Here is a 17104-nt window from a genome sequence, read left to right on the forward strand (position 1 = left end):
CACGCGCAGGCAGCCCCGCGGGCGCCTGCATGGCGGCGACGCGGTTGCCGTTCCCTAGCGATTGATGATGCCGTCGCTCATGTTGACCCGGTCGCCGTTGCGGAAGGTGGGCGCCTTGTCCTGGGTGACGACGCGGGTGGCGCCATCGTCCATGCGCAGCGTGATCCGGTACTGCTTGTCCTGGCCCATCGACGAGCCGGTGGCGCCGGCGGTGCTGGTGCCCATCGAGGTGCTGCCGGCGCCCTGGCGCGGCACGGTTTCAATCGATACCACCACCGCGTTCGGCGCCGTGGCAGGCATGGCGGTGGGCGCCGGGGACTGGGCGCCAGGCTCCTGGGGCGGCATGGCCATCGGCGTTTCGGTGGCGGCGGTGGCTGGGGCGCCGGCGGCTGCGGGCGGCGCGGCCGGGCTGGCGCTGGTGGCGCCGCTGCTGCTTGCCGTCTCGTCTCCGGCGGTCTTGGTCGAAGTACATCCCGCCAACGCCAGCGCCAGCAAGCTCGCCAGTACCACGCTCTGTTGTTTTCGATTCATGATCCACTCCTTGGGTTGGGTCCTGCGATGTAGGTGTGCGTGACGATGCCGTTTGCCACGAGGGTAAGAGGCGAAAAGCGGCAAGACGTTCGGGCGGAACCGGGCAATCGCTGACCTGGATCAAACGAAACGGCTGCGCGCCACTCCAGGTCAGAGCGGCGCAGGGGCGCAATGTTCAGCTCAGGCGGAGTCGGCCTGCGCCAGTTCAAACAGTGGGGGAGTTCGGTACGGAGGGGGGCGCTGGCAGGACAGGTTCGGGCAGCCAGGCCCAGAGGGCGGCGGCGGTGACGGCGGCGGCGCTGCAGTCGACCAGCCAGTCGCCCACCGCGGCGCCGCGATACGGGAACATGCTCTGGACCAGCTCGTCGGCGGCGCCCATCAGGGCCACGGCGAGCACGGCTTTCAGCGCGCGCCGTGCGGCGCTGCCGGTGCTGCCGGTAAAGGTGAGGAACGCGAGGATGCCGTAGGCGACCGAATGCAGCACGACGCCGGTGGCATAGTGGCCGATTTCCGCGCGCGCACCGGGGATCGATCCCATGATCAGGATCGCCGCGTACATGGTCATGGCCACTCCGAGGCGCAGCCTGCGCAGTTTTGGATCGAGGACGAGCAGCGACAACTTGGCGTTCATGCGAGGTAGGTGAAGAAGAAAGGCGCAACGATAGCACGTCGCGGCGGCCGGGCACAGTGCGGCCCGCGCAGGCGCGCTGTCGCCGCTCAGATGGTCAGTGCCGGGGCGCCGCTGGCGTAGTGTGCGTCGAAACAGCTGTGGCAGGCGGCGCAGAACAGGTGCGCGGCGCGCACATTGCGTTGCCGCAGCACCAGGTGCAACTGCGATTGCAGGCATTTCGGGCAGGTTTCTCGAACGACACCGAAACTTGTCAGGTTGACCGGCGCCTGGTCGCCATCGAGGTGGTCGACCACTGCGTATGGGCTGAGTTCGGTGAGGAGGAGGCTGTCGTCGGCGCGGCGCTGGCGGCGGCCATGGACCGTTGTTTCGGATGGGGGACTGAACGGGGTTTCGAGGGTTTGCAAGCTCATTCGGTGGACTCCCTTTGGCTGCCGACGCAGCGAAATGATGTTAATCAGGTAAACCTGTCGGGGGATATTCACTATAGCCGATGGCGCGCCGGCTGCAAGCAGTTATCCGCGCCAATCGGGAAAGTAGCGCGCCGGCTTGATGTAGAACAAAAAAATGCCCGCCGTGAAGGAGGGCAAACCCAAGATCGGGCCAAGAGAGAGAAATTCGTTGTGGCGTGCCAACGTTGGAGGGAGGCACGCCTGGCTGCGATCACGCATATCGGTTGCATGTAAGGCAGATGAAGCAAAGTATAGGCGGCCAATGTGACACGGGTATGACGCGGCGCAAGGCTGGGGCGGGCCGGGGCGAACGATATCGGCTGGGCCCGGTCGGGCGACGGAACGGTTGCGGCCCGTCGCGTGGAGTGCGCCGACATCGCACGGATAATCTCCAAAAATGAATATAGATGTAGACGATACACAGTCTTTCGTAATAATCTATGTGTATGCCGAAAACTGCTCGCGCCCTCCTGCAACTTCCTCCTGCCACTGCTGCCGCCATCGAAAAGCTAGGCGCAGACCTGGCTGTCGCCCGCTTGCGTCGCAAGGAGTCATTGAAAACTTGGGCCAAGCGCATGGGAGTGTCCGTGCCCACCCTGCAACGACTCGAAGCAGGAGACCCGTCGGTTGGCATCGGCATCGTCGCGACCGCGCTCTGGCTAATCCAGCGCGACGGAGAGCTGAGAAATGTCGCGGCGCCCGAACACGATCAAGGCGCGATAGAGATGGATGTCCGCGAGGCCCTGGAATTGGGCCGCGCCCGGGCGCGGGTCTCCGCGGAAGCGCGGATGAATAGGAATCTCGGAAAGGATTGAGATGCGGCTTGACGAACTGTACCTGTGGTATTTGGGTAACCCTGCCGCACCGCGCTACGTCGGTGAACTGAAGTTGGTCTCCACCGGCAAGGGTGTCTCACTACGCTATGCCGACGAATGGCTGAGCAGCGGCTTCCCTTTGAGCGAGGACTTGCCACTCGTTGCCATGGAGCACTTGCCACCAGGCCGTCTTGCCGCCGACGCACCACGCGCGGTTGGCGCAGTCGATGATGCGCGCCCGGACCGTTGGGGCGAGAAGGTGATCCGCATTGTGGACAAACCCCGGCGCCACTCCCTCATGGAATATCTCTACTATGCGGGAGACGACCGATTCGGCGCGCTCGGGGTTTCAACATCGTCGAGTGTGTACAGCCCGCGAGCGGGTGGTCCGCTACCTCGGCTGGCACAGGTGCAACGCCTCAGCGACGTGGTCACCAAGATAGCAGCATCGGAGCCCATCAGCGACTTGGAAGCAACCCTGGCCCGCGCGGGCGGCAGTCTCGGCGGCGCCAAGCCAAAGGCGCTCATCGAGATCGGTGGCGAGCAATGGGTTATCAAATTCTACAACGGCGAGCCCGTCGATGGGCCCCTTGTGGAACACGCTGCGATGACCCTCGCCGCGCGGGCCGGCATCACCGTAGCAGAGACGCAACCGATACCCCTCGCCGAGACCAGCGCGGTGGCAGTGCGTCGTTTCGACCGCGAACGCGGCCTACGAATTCACAGTATTTCGGCGGGCACCGCGATCCGTGCGGTTACGGCGTCCACCGATGAACCTGAGATGGGCTATCCGGAACTGGCGCGGATTCTTCGCCGCGTCGGCGTCACCGACAACGACACCAACCGGCATGACGCCCGTGAGCTCTTTCGGCGCATGGTTTTCAACATCCTGATCGACAACACCGATGACCACGAAAAAAATCATTCACTGCTGGTGCTGAACCCGTTCGACAATGGCCGCTTCAAGCTGGCGCCCGCGTACGATGTGTTGCCGACCAATTCGGGGCAAGGTTATCAGGAATTTATTTGCGGCGCGCAGGGGCGAGATTCGACACTCGAAAACGCGATGTCGCAGTGCGCTGCGTTCGGCTTGACCTCAATGGAAGCGGCCGCGGAGGTGGCGGCTGTCATCGAAGTGGTGAACGGCTGGCGGGACCACTTCGCAACGGTAGGCGTTACGGATCGCAACATTGAATCCCTGGCCCAGCGAATCGACGGCGAAGAGTTGCTGGTCCAGCGCACGAGCTTCGACCAGACCAGATTTCAGATGGCACCAGAAAAGAAAAAGCGTCCGGGCCCTTTCCGGCACAAATAGCCCGAGGATGGGCCACGGGATCCGGTTTTCGCCATCGTTGGGTGGCGCTGCGGCAAAAAAAAAGCCCGCTGATGAAAGCGGGCTTGAAGACTATTTTCTTGGAGGAGAATAGTGGAGACAGGTGAGATTATGCTGCGTCGCCACATATATGTCTAATTGTGAATTCGGATACCAGATATACTTAATTCAAATATCTTGAGCAGCCGATCCGGCGGCGTGGCGCGGCGGCTTATTCCTTCACCGGCACCGTGTAGTTCAGCGCCAGCCGGCCGCCGTCGGCGTAAATGGTCTGGCCGGTCATGTAGGAGGCGTCGTCGCTGGCCAGGAAGGCGGCGATTGAGGCGACTTCTTCCGGCTCGCCGCAGCGTCCGATCGGCGTGCGCGACAGGATGGTGTGGCGCGCTTCCGGGCTGGCCAGCACGGCCTTCTTGGCCAGTTCGGTCAGGATCGTGCCCGGCCCGATGCCGTTGACGCGGATGCCGTGCGGCGCCAGGTTCAGCGCCATCACCTTGGTCAGCTGGTTCACGCCGCCCTTCGACACCACGTACGGCACCTGGTTCGGGATCGCCAGTTCGGAATTCACGCTCGACATGTTGATGATGCAGCCGCTCTGCCGCTTGACCATCTCGCGCGCCGCGGCCTGGCCGCACAGGAACATCGACTTCAGGTTGATGCGCAGCACGCGGTCGAAATCGTCTTCGGAGAGGTCGAGGAAATCGGCGGCGTGGGTGACGCCGGCGTTGTTGATGAGGATGTCGATCCGGCCGAAGGCCTGCAGGGTGGCGGCGATCATCGCGTCGACGTCGGCCTTCTGGCTCACATCGGCGGCGAAAAAGCGGGCGGCGTCGCCGAACTTCTGCGCGGCCTGTTCGCCTTCCGGCTTGATATCGACCAGCATCACGCGCGCGCCTTCGCGCACCAGGCGCTCGGCGCAGGCCAGGCCGATGCCCTGGGTCGCGCCGGTAACGATGGCAACTTTGTCGGCTAGTTTCATGGATCGCTTTCAGTAAATTCGAAAGAACGAATTTTACCCAGTGGCGGCCGGCGCGTGGCGGGTTTCGCGCAAGCCCCTACAGCATGATGGGGTTGTCGGGCAGTTCGTTGGCGCGCGCGCCGCTGGCCGGGAAATGCTGGTGCAGCAGGGCGTTCACCTGCGCGATCGCGGCCAGCGTGCTTTCGCGATACTGGCCGTGCGCGAAGCCGTCGGTCATGGTGCGGCACACCGATTGCCAGGTGGCGGCGTCGATCTTCCGGCCGATGTTTCGGTCGGCGACGATGTCGACCGCGCGCTCGGCCAGGTTCACGTAGATCAGCACGCCGCAGTTTTCCTCGGTGTCCCACACGCCGTGCTCGGCGAACAGGGCCAGTGCGCGCTGGCGGTTGCCGACGTCGCTCCAGATGGCCTCGAACGGCATCGAGGCCTCGACGATCAGGCGCAGTTCGCCGCGATGGGTGCGCTCGCCTTCGCCGATGGCCGTGACGATCTGCGCCAGCGCTTCAGGCGGGAAGGCGCGGCGACCGTCGGCGGCGCTGGTTTTCCAGTGGCGCATGGCGCGGCTGAGGCGGGTGGAGAGATTGCTCATCACCAGTTCCCCGAGGCGCCGCCGCCGTCGAAGCCGCCGCCGCCGCCGGAGAAACCGCCGCCGCCGCCGCCAAATCCGCCTCCGCCGGAAAAGCCGCCGCCGCCGCGGCCCAGGCTGTTCATCGCGGCGCCGAGGATGAAGCCGGTCGCGCCGCTGCCCCAGCCGCCCGACGACAGGCGCGAGCGGCGCGGCCGGAAGATCGACATGAGGATGAAAAACCCGAACACCAGCAAGGGGATCAGGGGGATGCCGCCGTCGGACGACTCGCGCGGCTGCTGGCGCTGCTGTTCGGGCGCGGCGGGAAATTGTTCCTTGTTGAGCAGGGTGGCGATCGCGCCCACGCCGGCCACCAGGCCATCGTAGTACTCGTTCTTGCGGAAATGGGGCGCGATGACGTCCTGCAGGATCTGGTTCGACTTGGCGTCGGTCAGCACGCCCTGGACACCGCGCCCGGTTTCGATGCGCAGGCGCCGCAGCGCCGCCGGATTGTCTTTCGCTACCAGCAGCAACACGCCGTCATCGACGCCCTTGCGGCCAAGCTTCCACGCGTCGGCGACGCGGATGCTGTACTGCTCGATCTGCTCGGGCTCGGTCGATTTGACCAGCAGCACGGCGATCTGGCTGCCGGTCTTCGCTTCGTAGTCGGTCAGCACGGACTCGAGCTTGTCGCGCTGGGCGGCGTCGAGCATGCCGGCCTGGTCGGTGACGTGGCCGGTCAGCTTCGGCACCGGCGCCAGCTGCGCGTACGCCGCGCCGGCCAGCATCCACGCCAGCAGCGCCATCCACAAAAAGCGTAGCCGGCTACTCATTTCATTTGCCAAAGTTGACGGTTGGCGCGGTCGAGATCGACTTCTCGTTCTCCACCGTGAAAGCCGGCTTCGCTTTGTAGCCGAAGATCATCGCGGTCAGGTTGTTCGGGAAGCTGCGCACCGACACGTTGTACTCCTGGACCGCGGCGATGTAACGCTGGCGCGCCACGGTGATGCGGTTCTCGGTGCCTTCGAGCTGCGACTGCAGGTCGCGGAAGCCGGCGTCGGCCTTGAGGTTCGGATAGTTTTCGGTAACCACCATCAGGCGCGACAGGGCGCTCGATAATTCTCCCTGCACCTTCTGGAACTTCTCGAAGGCGGCCGGGTCGTTCAGCACTTCGGGCGTCACTGTCATGCTGGTGGCGGCGGCGCGCGCCTTGGTGACGGCTTCGAGCGTATCCTTTTCGTGCGCGGCGTAACCCTTGACGGTGTTGACCAGGTTCGGGATCAGGTCGGCGCGGCGCTGATACTGGTTGACCACTTCGCTCCACGCGGCCTTGGTCGCCTCGTCCTGCGACTGGAACTTGTTGTAGCCGCAGCCGGAAAGCAGCGACGCCATGAAGGAGAGCGTCAGCAGCAGGCGCGTCCAGCGCGCGAAACCTTGGTGAGTCATGATGGGGTCCTGGCGAGTTGTCGAATGTACAAAATATACCCTAATCGGATCGACCTTGCCGGTTCAACCGTGCGTGGGCGCGGTACAATGCTGCGTTTGCAAAAAAGACGAAAGGCATGACGTGAATTTCATCGACAAGCTGTCCGCGGCGTGGACCAGTAACAATTCACTGTTGTGCGTCGGGCTCGATCCCGACCTGCCAAAGCTGCCGGCGCACCTGCAGGGCCGCGAAGAGGGCATCTTCGAGTTCTGCAAGGCGATCATCGATGCGACGGCCGACCTGGCGTGCGCGTTCAAGCCGCAGATCGCGTACTTCGCGGCGCTCGGCGCCGAAGCGCAGCTTGAAAAAATCTGCGCTTACCTGCGCGAACGCTACCCGCACATTCCCCTGATCCTCGACGCCAAGCGCGGCGACATCGGCGCCACCGCGCATCAATATGCGCGCGAGGCGTACGACCGCTACGGCGCCGACGCCGTCACCCTGAGTCCGTACATGGGCTTCGATTCCGTCGAGCCCTACCTGGAGTGGAGCGACCGCGGGCAGATCATTTTGTGCCGCACGTCGAATGCGGGCGGCTCGGATCTGCAGTTCCTCGACGTCGGCGGCAAGCCGCTTTACCAGCACGTGGCGGCGATGGTGGCCGGCAAGTGGAACCGCAACGGACAGTGCGCGCTGGTGGTGGGCGCGACGTTTCCGGGCGAGCTGGCGCAGGTGCGAGCGATCGTCGGCGACATGCCGCTGCTGGTGCCGGGCATCGGCGCGCAGGGCGGCGATATCGAGGCGACGGTGAAGGGCGGCGTGACCGCGGCCGGGACCGGGATGATGATCAGTTCGTCGCGGGCGATCCTGTATGCGAAGCCGGCTGGCGGCGAAGATTTCGCGGAGGCGGCGCGCAGGGTGGCGCTGGAGACGCGGGATGCGATCAACGCGTCGCGTTAAGCTCACGCGGCGGTGGCCCGGATGGGGTCTGGTCCTGCGGACCTGACCCCATTTTCATTTTTCACGCGGCTCATGCAAAATGGGGTCAGGTCCGCAGGACCAGACCCCGGCGATGCATGCGGCGCGTGACCTAGCGGCGCACCGGTGCGATCGACTCGGCGTACTCGTACAGCGCGCCCAGAATTTCCTCGGTGCGTTCGTCGGCGTCTTCGTACAGCGCGTCGATCTCGGCGAACAGCTGCTCGATCGTGCGCGCGCCGCCTTCGCCGTCGAACAGTTTGGCGGCGCGATGCTGCTCCCAGTGCGTCCGTTCCGCGTCTCCGAGCGTCTCGGGGAAGTTGCGCGCGCGGTAGCGGAAGAACAGTTCTTCAAGGCGATCATCGTCGAACGACGGCCGCGCTTTCGCCATCTGCTCGGGCGTCTCGGCGCGCAGGGCGTCCAGCTTGCGGCGGTCGTTGTTGCCGACGAAGCCGCCGTACAAATCCTCGTCCACATCCAGGCTGGCCATCGCCGGGCGCTTGTACACTTCGGCCCACAGCGCCGTCATGTCCGGCGCGCCGGCCGCAGCCTGCGCGTGCGCGCGGCCCTGTTCGATGTCGATGCCCCAGCGCTCGGCCATCGCCGGACTCAGGGTCTTCAGGTTCCCGACCAGCATCGGCGACTTGTTGACGTGGATGCTCTTGATCGGCAGGCGCGTCACGCCTTCCGGCAGGTCGGCACTGCGGGTGAACATGCGCAGGCGGATGGTGTCGGCGTCGAGCGCGAACAGCTCGGCCGGGTCGTGGCTGCAATCCCACACCAGCACCTCGTTCTTGTTGGTCGGGTGCGTTGCCAGCGGCCACACCAGCGCCAGACAGCCGCGCTCGGCGGGGAACATGCCGGACACGTGCAGGAAGGGCTGGCGCGACGCGGCGGCCAGGTGCATGCCCATCTCGGCGGCGACCTTGTCCTTCTTGTGCAGGCCCAGGCAGAAGTCGAACAGCTTGGGCTGCTTGTCGCGGATCAGGCGGGCCAGCGCGATGGTGGCGCGCACGTCGGAGAGCGCGTCGTGGGCGGCCTCGTGCAGCAGGCCGTTGGCGCGCGCCAGGTCCTCGAGGCGAAAGCTCGGCTTGCCGTCCTCGCGCAGCGGCCACTCGATGCCTTCGGGGCGCAGCGCGTAGGTCATGCGCACCACGTCGAGCAGATCCCAGCGGCCGCAATTGTTTTGCCACTCGCGCGCGTACGGATCGATCAGGTTACGCCAGAACATGTAGCGGGTGATCTCGTCGTCGAAGCGGATCGTGTTGTAGCCGACGCCGATGGTGCCGGGCTGGCTGAAGGCTGACTCGATCGTCTTGGCGAACTGGTGCTCGGGCACGCCCCACTCGAGGCACTGCTGCGGCGTGATGCCGGTGATCAGGCAGGACTGCGGATCGGGCAGGAAGTCGTTTGCCGGCGCGCAGTACAGCATGATCGGGTCGCCGATTTCGTTCAGGTTGGCGTCGGTGCGGATCGCGGCGAACTGCGCCGGGCGATCGCGGCGCGGCACGGCGCCGAAGGTTTCGTAGTCGTGCCAGAGGAAAGTGTGGTTGCTCATATCGGATGCTCAGTGGGGGCGGGCGTATGGTGTCACGAAACTGAGCCAGCGGCTAGGGGCGGCGTCAGCGTCGCGCGCAAATTCCCAAAATCACTTTGGGGTCAGACCCGCTTTTTTGTCAGGCGAAAACGGAGCGGCGGCAGCGAAAAAGCGGCTCTGACCCCAATTTGAATTCAAGAATTTTTTAGAGGGAGACGCGGTCGCGGCCCGATTCCTTGGCGCGGTAGAGCGCGGCGTCGGCCGCCGCCAGCAGCGTTTGTTCGTCCATGTCGTCGCCGAGGCTGGCCGCGCCGAACGAGCCCGTCAGCTGCGGCATCGGCAGCCGCATGTCGTCGAAGATCACCACCTGCCGCAGCCGCTCGCACAGCCGCTCGGCCACCATCCGCGCCCGCGCTTCACCGGTCTCGGGCAGGATCACAAGCATTTCTTCGCCGCCGTAGCGCACCGCGAAGTCCGACGGCCGCAGCGCCGCGTTGATCACGCCCGCCGCCGCGCGCAGCGCTTCGTCGCCCGCCAGGTGGCCGTGCGTGTCGTTGAAGCGCTTGAAATGGTCGAGGTCGATCATTACCAGCGACAGCGGATGGCCGGCTCGCTGCGCCGCCGACACCATCTTCGGCAGCATGTCGGCCAGCCAGGCGCGGTTGTACAGGCCGGTCAGGCCGTCGTTCATCGACAGCTGCCGGTAGAATTCGCCCAGCTTCTGGCGCCGGCGCAGCAGCGCGCTGGCGGCGCGGATGCGAAACGACAGCAGCCGCAGCAGGTTGCGCGCCACGCCGTTCGACTGGTCGATCAGCTGCCACACGAGGTCGGCCTCGATCACCAGCAGCTCCGTGTCGTCGATCGCGCTGATGTCGGCCAGGTTGGTCGTCTCGTCGAGCACCGATTGCTCGCCCACGCTTTCGCCCGGCAGGATCTTGCCGATCGCGCCGTCCGGCGCCGTCTCCGCCAGCGCGCCGCGCAGCACGATGTACAGGCGCGCGCGAAAGGTGTCCTCCAGCCGCTGGCCATGCGCGAGCCGGCACACCGCGCAGTGGGCCAATGCCGCGGCCAGCTGTGCTTCGTCGGTGTCGCGGAACAGGTGCAGGTCGCGGATACGGTAGGGGGAGGCGCCAAAGGTGCCGATGTGGTCCAAAATAAGCCTCAGGATTTCGTGCTGGAAATATAATTCTGCTAAGCAATAGTATGATAACCCATTGCAACGCCGCCAAGGAGGGCTGGCGCGCGATAAACAACAGTGTTTCAATGGCGGCCTGGCCTTTTTTGGAAAACAAGCACATGACCCTCATCGACGCCGCCGGCGCGCACCACACGCCGGACCCCGCCGCCCGCATCGTTTCGCTGGTGCCGTCGGTCACCGAACTGCTGTGCGACCTGGGCCTGGCCTCCCAGCTGGTCGGGCGCACCGGCTTTTGCATTCACCCGGCCGATCAGGTGGCGGCTATCCCGAAGGTCGGCGGCACCAAGGACGTCAACATCGACAAAATCCGCAAGCTCGCGCCGACCCACCTGGTGGTCAATATCGACGAAAACGAGAAGCCCACAGTCGAGGCGCTGGCCGAATTCATCCCGCACATCGTCGTCACCCATCCGCTGGCGCCGCGCGACAACCTCGACCTGGCGCGGCTGATGGGCGGGGTGTTCTGCCGCGATTCCGAAGCGGCGGCCTGGTGCGCGCAGTTCGAAGCGGAATACGCGGCGCTGCAGGCGACGCCGAAAGGCCCGCCGCGCACCATGTTGTATTGCATCTGGCAGGACCCGTGGATGAGCGTGTCGCCCGACACCTACATCGCCCGCATGATGGCCGAAATCGGCTGGCGCCTGCCGCCGATGCGCGAGCCCGCGCGCTATCCCCGCTTCGAGTGGAACGCCGCGCTTGTGGACGCGATAGACGGCGTGCTGCTGTCGACCGAGCCGTACCGCTTCACCGAGGCGCACGCCGACGCGCTCAAGCGGCAGATCGGCAAGCCCGTGCACCTGATCGATGGGGAGATGATGTCCTGGTACGGCAGCCGCTCGCTGGCCGGCCTGCGCTACCTGCGCGCGATCGCCGAGGGGAAACTGCTGGTTTGATGGTGGTCGCGGCGGAAGGACTGCGCGGCCACCTGTGTTGTCGTACCCGCGAAGGCAGGTACCCATGCTGAACTCGAATATGCGCGCATGCCCGCTCAGTAAAGGCACCTGCTTTCACAGGTGCGACGGGCAGGGCAGGAGTTATTCGTTGATGTCTTCGGCTTCGCCGGCCTGGTCGGCCAGCGTCGGCGTCTTGTGCAGCTGCTTGTCGTGCAGGCGGCCAAGCGCACTGTCCACCGCGCGCTTGAGCTTTTCCGCCGCGCCGCTGATAGCCTGGTGCAGGGTCGGCGCATGGTCGCTGACGGCGATCGGCTGATAGTTGGTGACGCGCGCTTCGAGCATGCAGCGGCTGCCGCCGTCCGCCGATTTCTGGCTGTTCTCGTCGCTCAGGTGTACTTCGACGCGGGTGATTTGCTCGCCAAACCGGGCTACGGCGGCGTTGACGACGGACTCGACGTGCTCGTCGAGACCCTGGTGGCGTTCAATGGTCTTGTCGGTGTTGATATTAATTTGCATAGGTCGCTCCTGGTTGTTGATCGATGCCTGCCCCAACCATAGGCGTGCTGTCCGCGCGGATACCGCGTCGAGCCAATGGTTGGCGATGCAGTGCGCACTTGATTCGATCTTACACCTTTAAGCAAAATGGCAACGTCCTGCTGGACGCGCCTTATTTGATCAGGCCGGCCGCGATGTTGATCGACAGTCCCAGGATCACCAGGTTGAAAAAGAAATTGAGCACCGAGTGCCCGAGCACCAGCTTGCGCATGCCGCGCGTCATGACGCTGACGTCGGAGGTCTGCACCGCGACGCTGATGGTGAACGAGAAGTACATGAAGTCCCAGTAGTCTGGCTCCTTCTCGTCATCGGGGAACTTCAGCGGCAGTTTGGTCTCGTCGCAGCGGTAGTACTTGTGGGCATAGTGGAAGCAGAACAGGATGCCGACCATGATCCACGAGCCGAACAGCGTCGCCACCGTCAACGCGTAGCGCCCGGCGGTTTCGGCGCCCTTGGCGTCGGTCAGCTTGCTCAGTTCGAGGAAGATCGCGGACAGGCTGAAGATCGATGCGACCAGCAGCACCACCAGCACCACGCCGGCGTTCTCGTCCTGCTTGTCGGCCAGCGCGCGCACCTCGTGGTGGTTCGAGGTGATCACCACCCGCATCATCATTGCCAGGAACGCCCACACCGCGACGTTCCAGGCGATCAGCGCGCGCGTGATCAGCTGCAGCTCGTCGGGCAGGAACACCGCGACGATCGCGCCGAGGCCGATCGACCCCAACAGGTGCGGGCGGCTGGAGAGAATGCTGTGCCATTTGTGCTTCTTATGGGTCGAGGCCATGTTCTTCTTGTTAGGGAACTGTCAATGCGGTCCATTATTCCACATCAGCGGCCATCCTTGCCGTGATGCGGGAAGCGGTCCATGCGCGAGAGCACCGGGAACAGCAGCGCCCAGGTGCCGGTGACCACCAGCGTGGCGGCGCCACCCAGCAGGATCGCGCGCACCAGGCCGAACCAGCCGGCGGTCAGGCCCGATTCGAACTCGCCCAGTTCATTCGAGGCGCCGATGAACACCGAGTTGACCGCGCTGACGCGGCCGCGAATTTCGTCCGGCGTTTCGAACTGCACCAGCAGGTGGCGGATGTACACGCTGACCATGTCGCCGACGCCGAGCAGGAACAGCGCCCCGAGCGCGAGGGCGAAGCTGGTGGTGGCGCCGAGCACCAGCGTGGCGGCGCCGAACAGCGCGACGCCGCCGAACATGAAGGCGCCGACGCGGCGCCGGATCGGCGCGACCGCCAGCAGCACGGAGCACAGCGCGGCTCCGGCGCCGGGCGCGGTGCGCAGCAGGCCAAGGCCGGTCGGGCCGGCGTGCAGGACGTCGCGCGCGTAGGCGGGCAGCAGCGCCGTCGCGCCGCCGAACAGCACGGCGAACAGGTCGAGCGACATGGCGCCCAGCACCACCGGGCGCGAACGCACGAAGCGCAAGCCTTCGAGCACCGTGTGCCAGCTGGCCGGCGCGGTGTTGACCGCCTGCGGCGCGTTCTTCGTCCGGCTCATCAGGAAGACCGACAGCATCAGCAGGCTCGCCGACGTCATGTACACCATCTTCGGACCGGCCAGGTAAAGCAGGCCGCCGAGCACCGGGCCGGTGATGACGGCGACGTGGAAGGTCGACGAGCTCAGTGCGACCGCCTGGCTGAAGCGCTCGATCGGCACCAGGTTCTTCATGATCGCCTGCGTGGCTGGCATCATGAAGGCGCGCGCGCTGCCGAACAGGACCAGGATCGCGAACACCGGCGCGACGACGTGGCTGCCGGAGAGGGTGAAGGCGAGCAGCAGCAGGGCGCACGCCATCTGCGCGGCCAGGCACAGCACGATGATGTTGCGGCGGTTGTAGCGGTCGGCGGCGTGGCCCGCGAACAGGATCAGCGCGAGGAAGGGCGCGAACTGCGCGAGGCCGATCAGGCCGAGGTCATACAGGTTGCCGGTGATTTCATAGACCTGCCAGCCGATGGCGACGCTTTGCATCTGGACGGCGAGGGTGCCGAGCACGCGGGCCGACAGGTAGCACGCGAAGTTGCGGTTGCGGAGGACGGCGGGGAACTGCAGAGACATTGAAGCTTTCTAAAAATGGGTACCAGCATTTGCACGCGCAAAGGCGCAGCATCGTTCCTGCGAAGGCAGGAACCCATACTGAGCAAGCCTGGAGCCGAGCACCTTCAGTATGGGTACCTGCCTTCGCAGGTACGACGACCTTTATGCAAGCTGACGCTACTTCTTCACAAACCGCAGCGCGAACTTGTCGTCCGGCTTGCCTTCCATCTTGAAGAACGGCTGATCGCGCGGGTCCGACGCCACGTGCAAGTAGTCGCTCTTCGCATCGAGCACGAAGCCGGCCTTGGTCACTTCGTCGATCACCGCCGCATCCTCGATCCGATGCAGGGTTTGCGTCGCGGTCAGCCCACTGCCAGCCTTCGCGGCATTGTCGATCACCACCAGCGCGCCGCCCGGCTTGAGCGCGTCGTACAAGCGCTTGTTCATCGCGGCGCGGTCGGTTGGCGTGTTGACGATGTCGTGGTAGTTCATGTTGATGGTCACGAGGTCCAGCGGCGGCGTACCGGCCGGCACCGGGCTGTCGAACGGCGCCACCAGCGGATGCAGGTTCGCCATCGGCGCCGCAGCCAGCCTCGCTTCGAGTTTCGGCGACGCTTTCGGCGTCTGCGCCCACACCTCGCCCGATGGCCCGACCGCCGCGGCCAGCAACGCCGAGGTGGCGCCGGCGCCAGCCGACACGTCGAGCACCTTCATCCCCGGCCGCACCTTGGCGAAAGCGAGGAATTCGGCCGGCTTGCGCTTGGCATCGCCCTTGCGGTCATCGGCGGTGCGGGCCGGATGGTCGATCGCGGCTTTGTACATATCGGGCGACGCAAAGGCCGGCGCATTGAACGCGCAGGCGCAGCAGGCGAGCAGCAGGGAGGCGAGTCGTTGGTGCATGTGGAGCCCCTTCATGTGAGATTGGAATATGGGACCGGATTGAAAGCCGGACCCATAAATTACCTCAAATCGAAGCTCGGCGATATATCTTTACGGCCGCGCCAGGTCGGCCTCGGAGGTGAACGAATCGGCGAAGAATTCGTCGGCCGGCAGGCCGCACTGCTTGACGAAATCGCGCTGGGCCGATTCCACCATGATCGGCGCGCCGCACGCATAGACCTGGTGGCCCGACATGTCCGGCAGGTCCTGCATCACGGCCGCGTGGACGAAGCCGCCGCGGCCGGTCCAGTGGTCTTCCGGCAGCGGGTCCGACACCACCGGCACGTAGGTGAAATTCGGCAGGATCTGCGCCCACTGCTCGCACAGTTCGTTCATGTACAGGTCCTGCGGCCGGCGCCCGCCCCAGTACAGCGTGACCGGGCGCGGCGACTTCAGGTGGATCAGGTGTTCGACCAGCGCCTTCACCGGCGCGAACCCGGTGCCCGACGCGAGCAGAACGATCGGCTTGTCGGATTCCTCGCGCAGGAAGAAGGTGCCGAGCGGGCCTTCGAAGCGCAGGATGTCGCGCTCCTTCATCGTGTTGAATACGTGTTCGGTGAACAGGCCGCCGCCCATGTGGCGGATGTGCAGCGTGACCGGCGAGTCGAGGCTCGATGGCGCGTTGGCGATGCTGTAGGCACGGCGCTTGCCGTCCTTGAGCATGAATTCGATGTACTGGCCGGCGCGGTAGGCCAGCGCCTCGTTGGCCGGCAGCTGCAGGCTCATGACGATCACGTCCGACGCGACCCTTTCGAGCTTCGCGACGCGCGACGGCATTTTGCGCACCGGGTACTCGCTGCTGCCGGCCACCTCGCGTGCTTCGATCACCAGGTCGGCCGACGGCGTGGCGCAGCAGAACAGCGAAAAGCCCTCGGCCGCTTCCTGTTCCGACAGCGCGCGCTGCTGGTGCGCCTTGTGCGTGACGGCGCCTTCGACCACCTTGCCCTTGCACGAACCGCAGGCGCCGTTCTTGCAGCCGTACGGCAGGCCGACGCCGGCGCGGATGGCGGCGCCCAGCACGGTTTCGTCGGCTTCGCATTCGAAGCGGTGGCCGCTCGGCTGGACAGTGATCTGGAAAGTCATACAATCCTCAACATGAAAAACAATATGGTTCAAAAATTCGGGCGCCCACGCCTGCTCATTGTCGGCTGCGGCGATGTCGGCATGCGCCTGCTGCCGCTGCTGCGCGGCCGGTTCCGCGTGTTCGCGGTCACCAGCAGCGCGGAGCGTCGTGCGGAGCTGCGCGCGGCCGGCGCGATCCCGATCGTCGCAAACCTCGACCAGCCGGAGAGCCTGCAGCGCCTGGCGCGACTGGCGCCGTACGTGGTGCACCTGGCGCCGCCGCAGCCAAGCGGCGCGCTCGACCTGCGCACGCGCAGGCTGACCGCCATTTTACCCGACGGGGCACGCCTCGTTTATGTCAGCACCAGCGGGGTGTACGGCGATTGCCAGGGGCAGCTGATCGACGAGACGCGCCCCGTGGCGCCGCACAATGCGCGCGCCACGCGGCGGGTGGACGCCGAGCGCGTGCTGCGCGCGTGGGCGCGGCGCGCGCAGGGCAGGCTGGCGATTGTGCGCGCGCCCGGCATCTACGCAAGCGGCCGGCTCCCGCTCGAGCGGCTGGCAAAGGGCACGCCGGCCCTGCGCGACGCCGACGACGTCCACACCAATCACATTCATGCCGACGACCTGGCGCGCATCGCCGCGCTGGCGCTGTTTCGCGCGCTGCCAGGACGAGTCTATAACGCGGTGGACGACTCGCACATGAAGATGGCCGAGTATTTCGACGCCGTGGCCGACGCCTTCGGCATGGCGCGTCCGCCGCGGCTGGCGCGCGCGGAGCTGGCGCGGGAAGTGTCGCCGGTGCTGCTGTCGTTCATGTCCGAATCGCGGCGCCTGCGCAACGACCGCATCAAGCGCGAGCTCGGGGTGCGCCTGGCGTATCCCGAGGTGCGTCCCGCGCTGGCGCGCATGGCGCTGGTAAAATGACGCGCTAACAAGGAAAAGCGCCATGACCTACGAAGAATACCTCGATGAAGTAACCACCCTGATCGCCGAAAAATACAACCTGAGCGACGCCGCCGCCATCGACCTGGTGGTCAAGGCGCAGGACGCCGAATTTTTCGTGCCGCACGACCAGGACGACAAGCTGCGCACCCTGGACAATGCGCACAAGGACGCCAAGACGATTTACCAGGCCCGCCAGAAGAAATAGCCGGCCGGGGCCCGGTCCCGCGG

Annotated in this window: 20 protein-coding genes; 6 read left to right on the plus strand and 14 right to left on the minus strand. The window is 65.5% G+C overall.

Annotation, left to right across the window (positions count from 1 at the left end; all coding sequences use genetic code 11):
* Positions 1–54: 54 nt before the first annotated feature.
* The 3 genes from Q4S45_RS02670 to Q4S45_RS02680 all read right to left on the minus strand — a co-directional run bounded on the left by Q4S45_RS02670 (position 55) and on the right by Q4S45_RS02680 (position 1572).
* Positions 55–531: a hypothetical protein gene (locus Q4S45_RS02670; RefSeq protein ID WP_305508893.1), complete on the minus strand. Its 477-nt coding sequence runs from the start codon at positions 529–531 to the stop codon at positions 55–57.
* A 205-nt stretch (positions 532–736) separates the two neighbouring features.
* Positions 737–1162, minus strand: coding sequence for a VanZ family protein (locus Q4S45_RS02675; RefSeq protein WP_305508895.1), 426 nt, complete (start codon positions 1160–1162; stop codon positions 737–739).
* Between the two features lie 86 nt (positions 1163–1248).
* Positions 1249–1572 (minus strand): hypothetical protein, encoded by a 324-nt coding sequence (locus Q4S45_RS02680; RefSeq protein ID WP_305508897.1) that lies wholly within the window; start codon positions 1570–1572, stop codon positions 1249–1251.
* A 485-nt stretch (positions 1573–2057) separates the two neighbouring features.
* Here Q4S45_RS02680 and Q4S45_RS02685 point away from each other — a divergent pair, with 485 nt between their 5' ends.
* Together Q4S45_RS02685 and Q4S45_RS02690 are read left to right on the plus strand one after the other, a co-directional pair.
* A complete protein-coding gene (locus Q4S45_RS02685; RefSeq protein WP_305508898.1) occupies positions 2058–2426 on the plus strand; it encodes an XRE family transcriptional regulator in 369 nt (122 codons plus the stop codon).
* 1 nt (position 2427) lies between these two features.
* The gene (locus Q4S45_RS02690; protein ID WP_305508899.1) at positions 2428–3741 is read left to right on the plus strand and encodes a type II toxin-antitoxin system HipA family toxin; all 1314 of its coding nucleotides are present in this window, start codon (positions 2428–2430) and stop codon (positions 3739–3741) included.
* Between the two features lie 229 nt (positions 3742–3970).
* Here the strand turns inward: Q4S45_RS02690 and Q4S45_RS02695 are convergent, their stop codons facing one another.
* The 4 genes from Q4S45_RS02695 to Q4S45_RS02710 form a co-directional block, all read right to left on the minus strand.
* Positions 3971–4735: an SDR family NAD(P)-dependent oxidoreductase gene (locus tag Q4S45_RS02695; RefSeq protein WP_305508900.1), complete on the minus strand. Its 765-nt coding sequence runs from the start codon at positions 4733–4735 to the stop codon at positions 3971–3973.
* A gap of 76 nt (positions 4736–4811) precedes the next feature.
* Positions 4812–5324: a TPM domain-containing protein gene (locus Q4S45_RS02700; protein ID WP_305508902.1), complete on the minus strand. Its 513-nt coding sequence runs from the start codon at positions 5322–5324 to the stop codon at positions 4812–4814.
* On the minus strand, positions 5324–6133 hold the full coding sequence (locus tag Q4S45_RS02705) for a YgcG family protein (RefSeq protein ID WP_305508904.1): 810 nt from the start codon (positions 6131–6133) through the stop codon (positions 5324–5326). Before Q4S45_RS02705 ends, Q4S45_RS02700 begins: the two co-directional genes overlap by 1 nt.
* Before the next feature lies 1 nt (position 6134).
* The gene (locus Q4S45_RS02710; RefSeq protein ID WP_305512027.1) at positions 6135–6692 is read right to left on the minus strand and encodes a LemA family protein; all 558 of its coding nucleotides are present in this window, start codon (positions 6690–6692) and stop codon (positions 6135–6137) included.
* A gap of 175 nt (positions 6693–6867) precedes the next feature.
* On the opposite strand from Q4S45_RS02710, the gene pyrF reads away from it, so the two are divergent.
* On the plus strand, positions 6868–7686 hold the full coding sequence (pyrF, locus tag Q4S45_RS02715; RefSeq protein WP_305508906.1) for an orotidine-5'-phosphate decarboxylase: 819 nt from the start codon (positions 6868–6870) through the stop codon (positions 7684–7686).
* 130 nt (positions 7687–7816) lie between these two features.
* On the opposite strand, the gene sbcB is transcribed toward pyrF, so the two are convergent.
* The gene (sbcB, locus tag Q4S45_RS02720; protein ID WP_305508908.1) at positions 7817–9262 is read right to left on the minus strand and encodes an exodeoxyribonuclease I; all 1446 of its coding nucleotides are present in this window, start codon (positions 9260–9262) and stop codon (positions 7817–7819) included.
* Between the two features lie 184 nt (positions 9263–9446).
* Positions 9447–10394 (minus strand): GGDEF domain-containing protein, encoded by a 948-nt coding sequence (locus Q4S45_RS02725; protein WP_305508910.1) that lies wholly within the window; start codon positions 10392–10394, stop codon positions 9447–9449.
* Between the two features lie 143 nt (positions 10395–10537).
* On the opposite strand from Q4S45_RS02725, the gene Q4S45_RS02730 reads away from it, so the two are divergent.
* Entirely contained in the window at positions 10538–11332 is a 795-nt protein-coding gene (locus Q4S45_RS02730; RefSeq protein ID WP_305508912.1) for a helical backbone metal receptor, read from the plus strand.
* A 141-nt stretch (positions 11333–11473) separates the two neighbouring features.
* Here the strand turns inward: Q4S45_RS02730 and Q4S45_RS02735 are convergent, their stop codons facing one another.
* From Q4S45_RS02735 to Q4S45_RS02755, 5 genes are all read right to left on the minus strand, one after another.
* Positions 11474–11848 carry an HPF/RaiA family ribosome-associated protein gene (locus Q4S45_RS02735; protein WP_305508913.1) on the minus strand — a complete coding sequence of 125 codons (375 nt, stop codon included), beginning with the start codon at positions 11846–11848 and terminating at the stop codon, positions 11474–11476.
* Between the two features lie 151 nt (positions 11849–11999).
* A complete protein-coding gene (locus Q4S45_RS02740; protein ID WP_305508915.1) occupies positions 12000–12671 on the minus strand; it encodes a DUF1345 domain-containing protein in 672 nt (223 codons plus the stop codon).
* 44 nt (positions 12672–12715) lie between these two features.
* Positions 12716–13948 carry an MFS transporter gene (locus Q4S45_RS02745; RefSeq protein ID WP_305508917.1) on the minus strand — a complete coding sequence of 411 codons (1233 nt, stop codon included), beginning with the start codon at positions 13946–13948 and terminating at the stop codon, positions 12716–12718.
* 156 nt (positions 13949–14104) lie between these two features.
* Positions 14105–14827, minus strand: coding sequence for a class I SAM-dependent methyltransferase (locus Q4S45_RS02750; protein WP_305508919.1), 723 nt, complete (start codon positions 14825–14827; stop codon positions 14105–14107).
* A gap of 90 nt (positions 14828–14917) precedes the next feature.
* On the minus strand, positions 14918–15949 hold the full coding sequence (locus tag Q4S45_RS02755) for a CDP-6-deoxy-delta-3,4-glucoseen reductase (protein WP_305508920.1): 1032 nt from the start codon (positions 15947–15949) through the stop codon (positions 14918–14920).
* A gap of 24 nt (positions 15950–15973) precedes the next feature.
* Here Q4S45_RS02755 and Q4S45_RS02760 point away from each other — a divergent pair, with 24 nt between their 5' ends.
* Positions 15974–16855 (plus strand): SDR family oxidoreductase, encoded by an 882-nt coding sequence (locus tag Q4S45_RS02760; protein WP_305508921.1) that lies wholly within the window; start codon positions 15974–15976, stop codon positions 16853–16855.
* 22 nt (positions 16856–16877) lie between these two features.
* A complete protein-coding gene (locus Q4S45_RS02765; protein ID WP_305508922.1) occupies positions 16878–17081 on the plus strand; it encodes a hypothetical protein in 204 nt (67 codons plus the stop codon).
* Positions 17082–17104: the final 23 nt, after the last annotated feature.

It is taken from the genome of Massilia sp. R2A-15, assembly GCF_030704305.1.
Taxonomy (GTDB): Bacteria; Pseudomonadota; Gammaproteobacteria; order Burkholderiales; family Burkholderiaceae_D; genus JAFCUW01.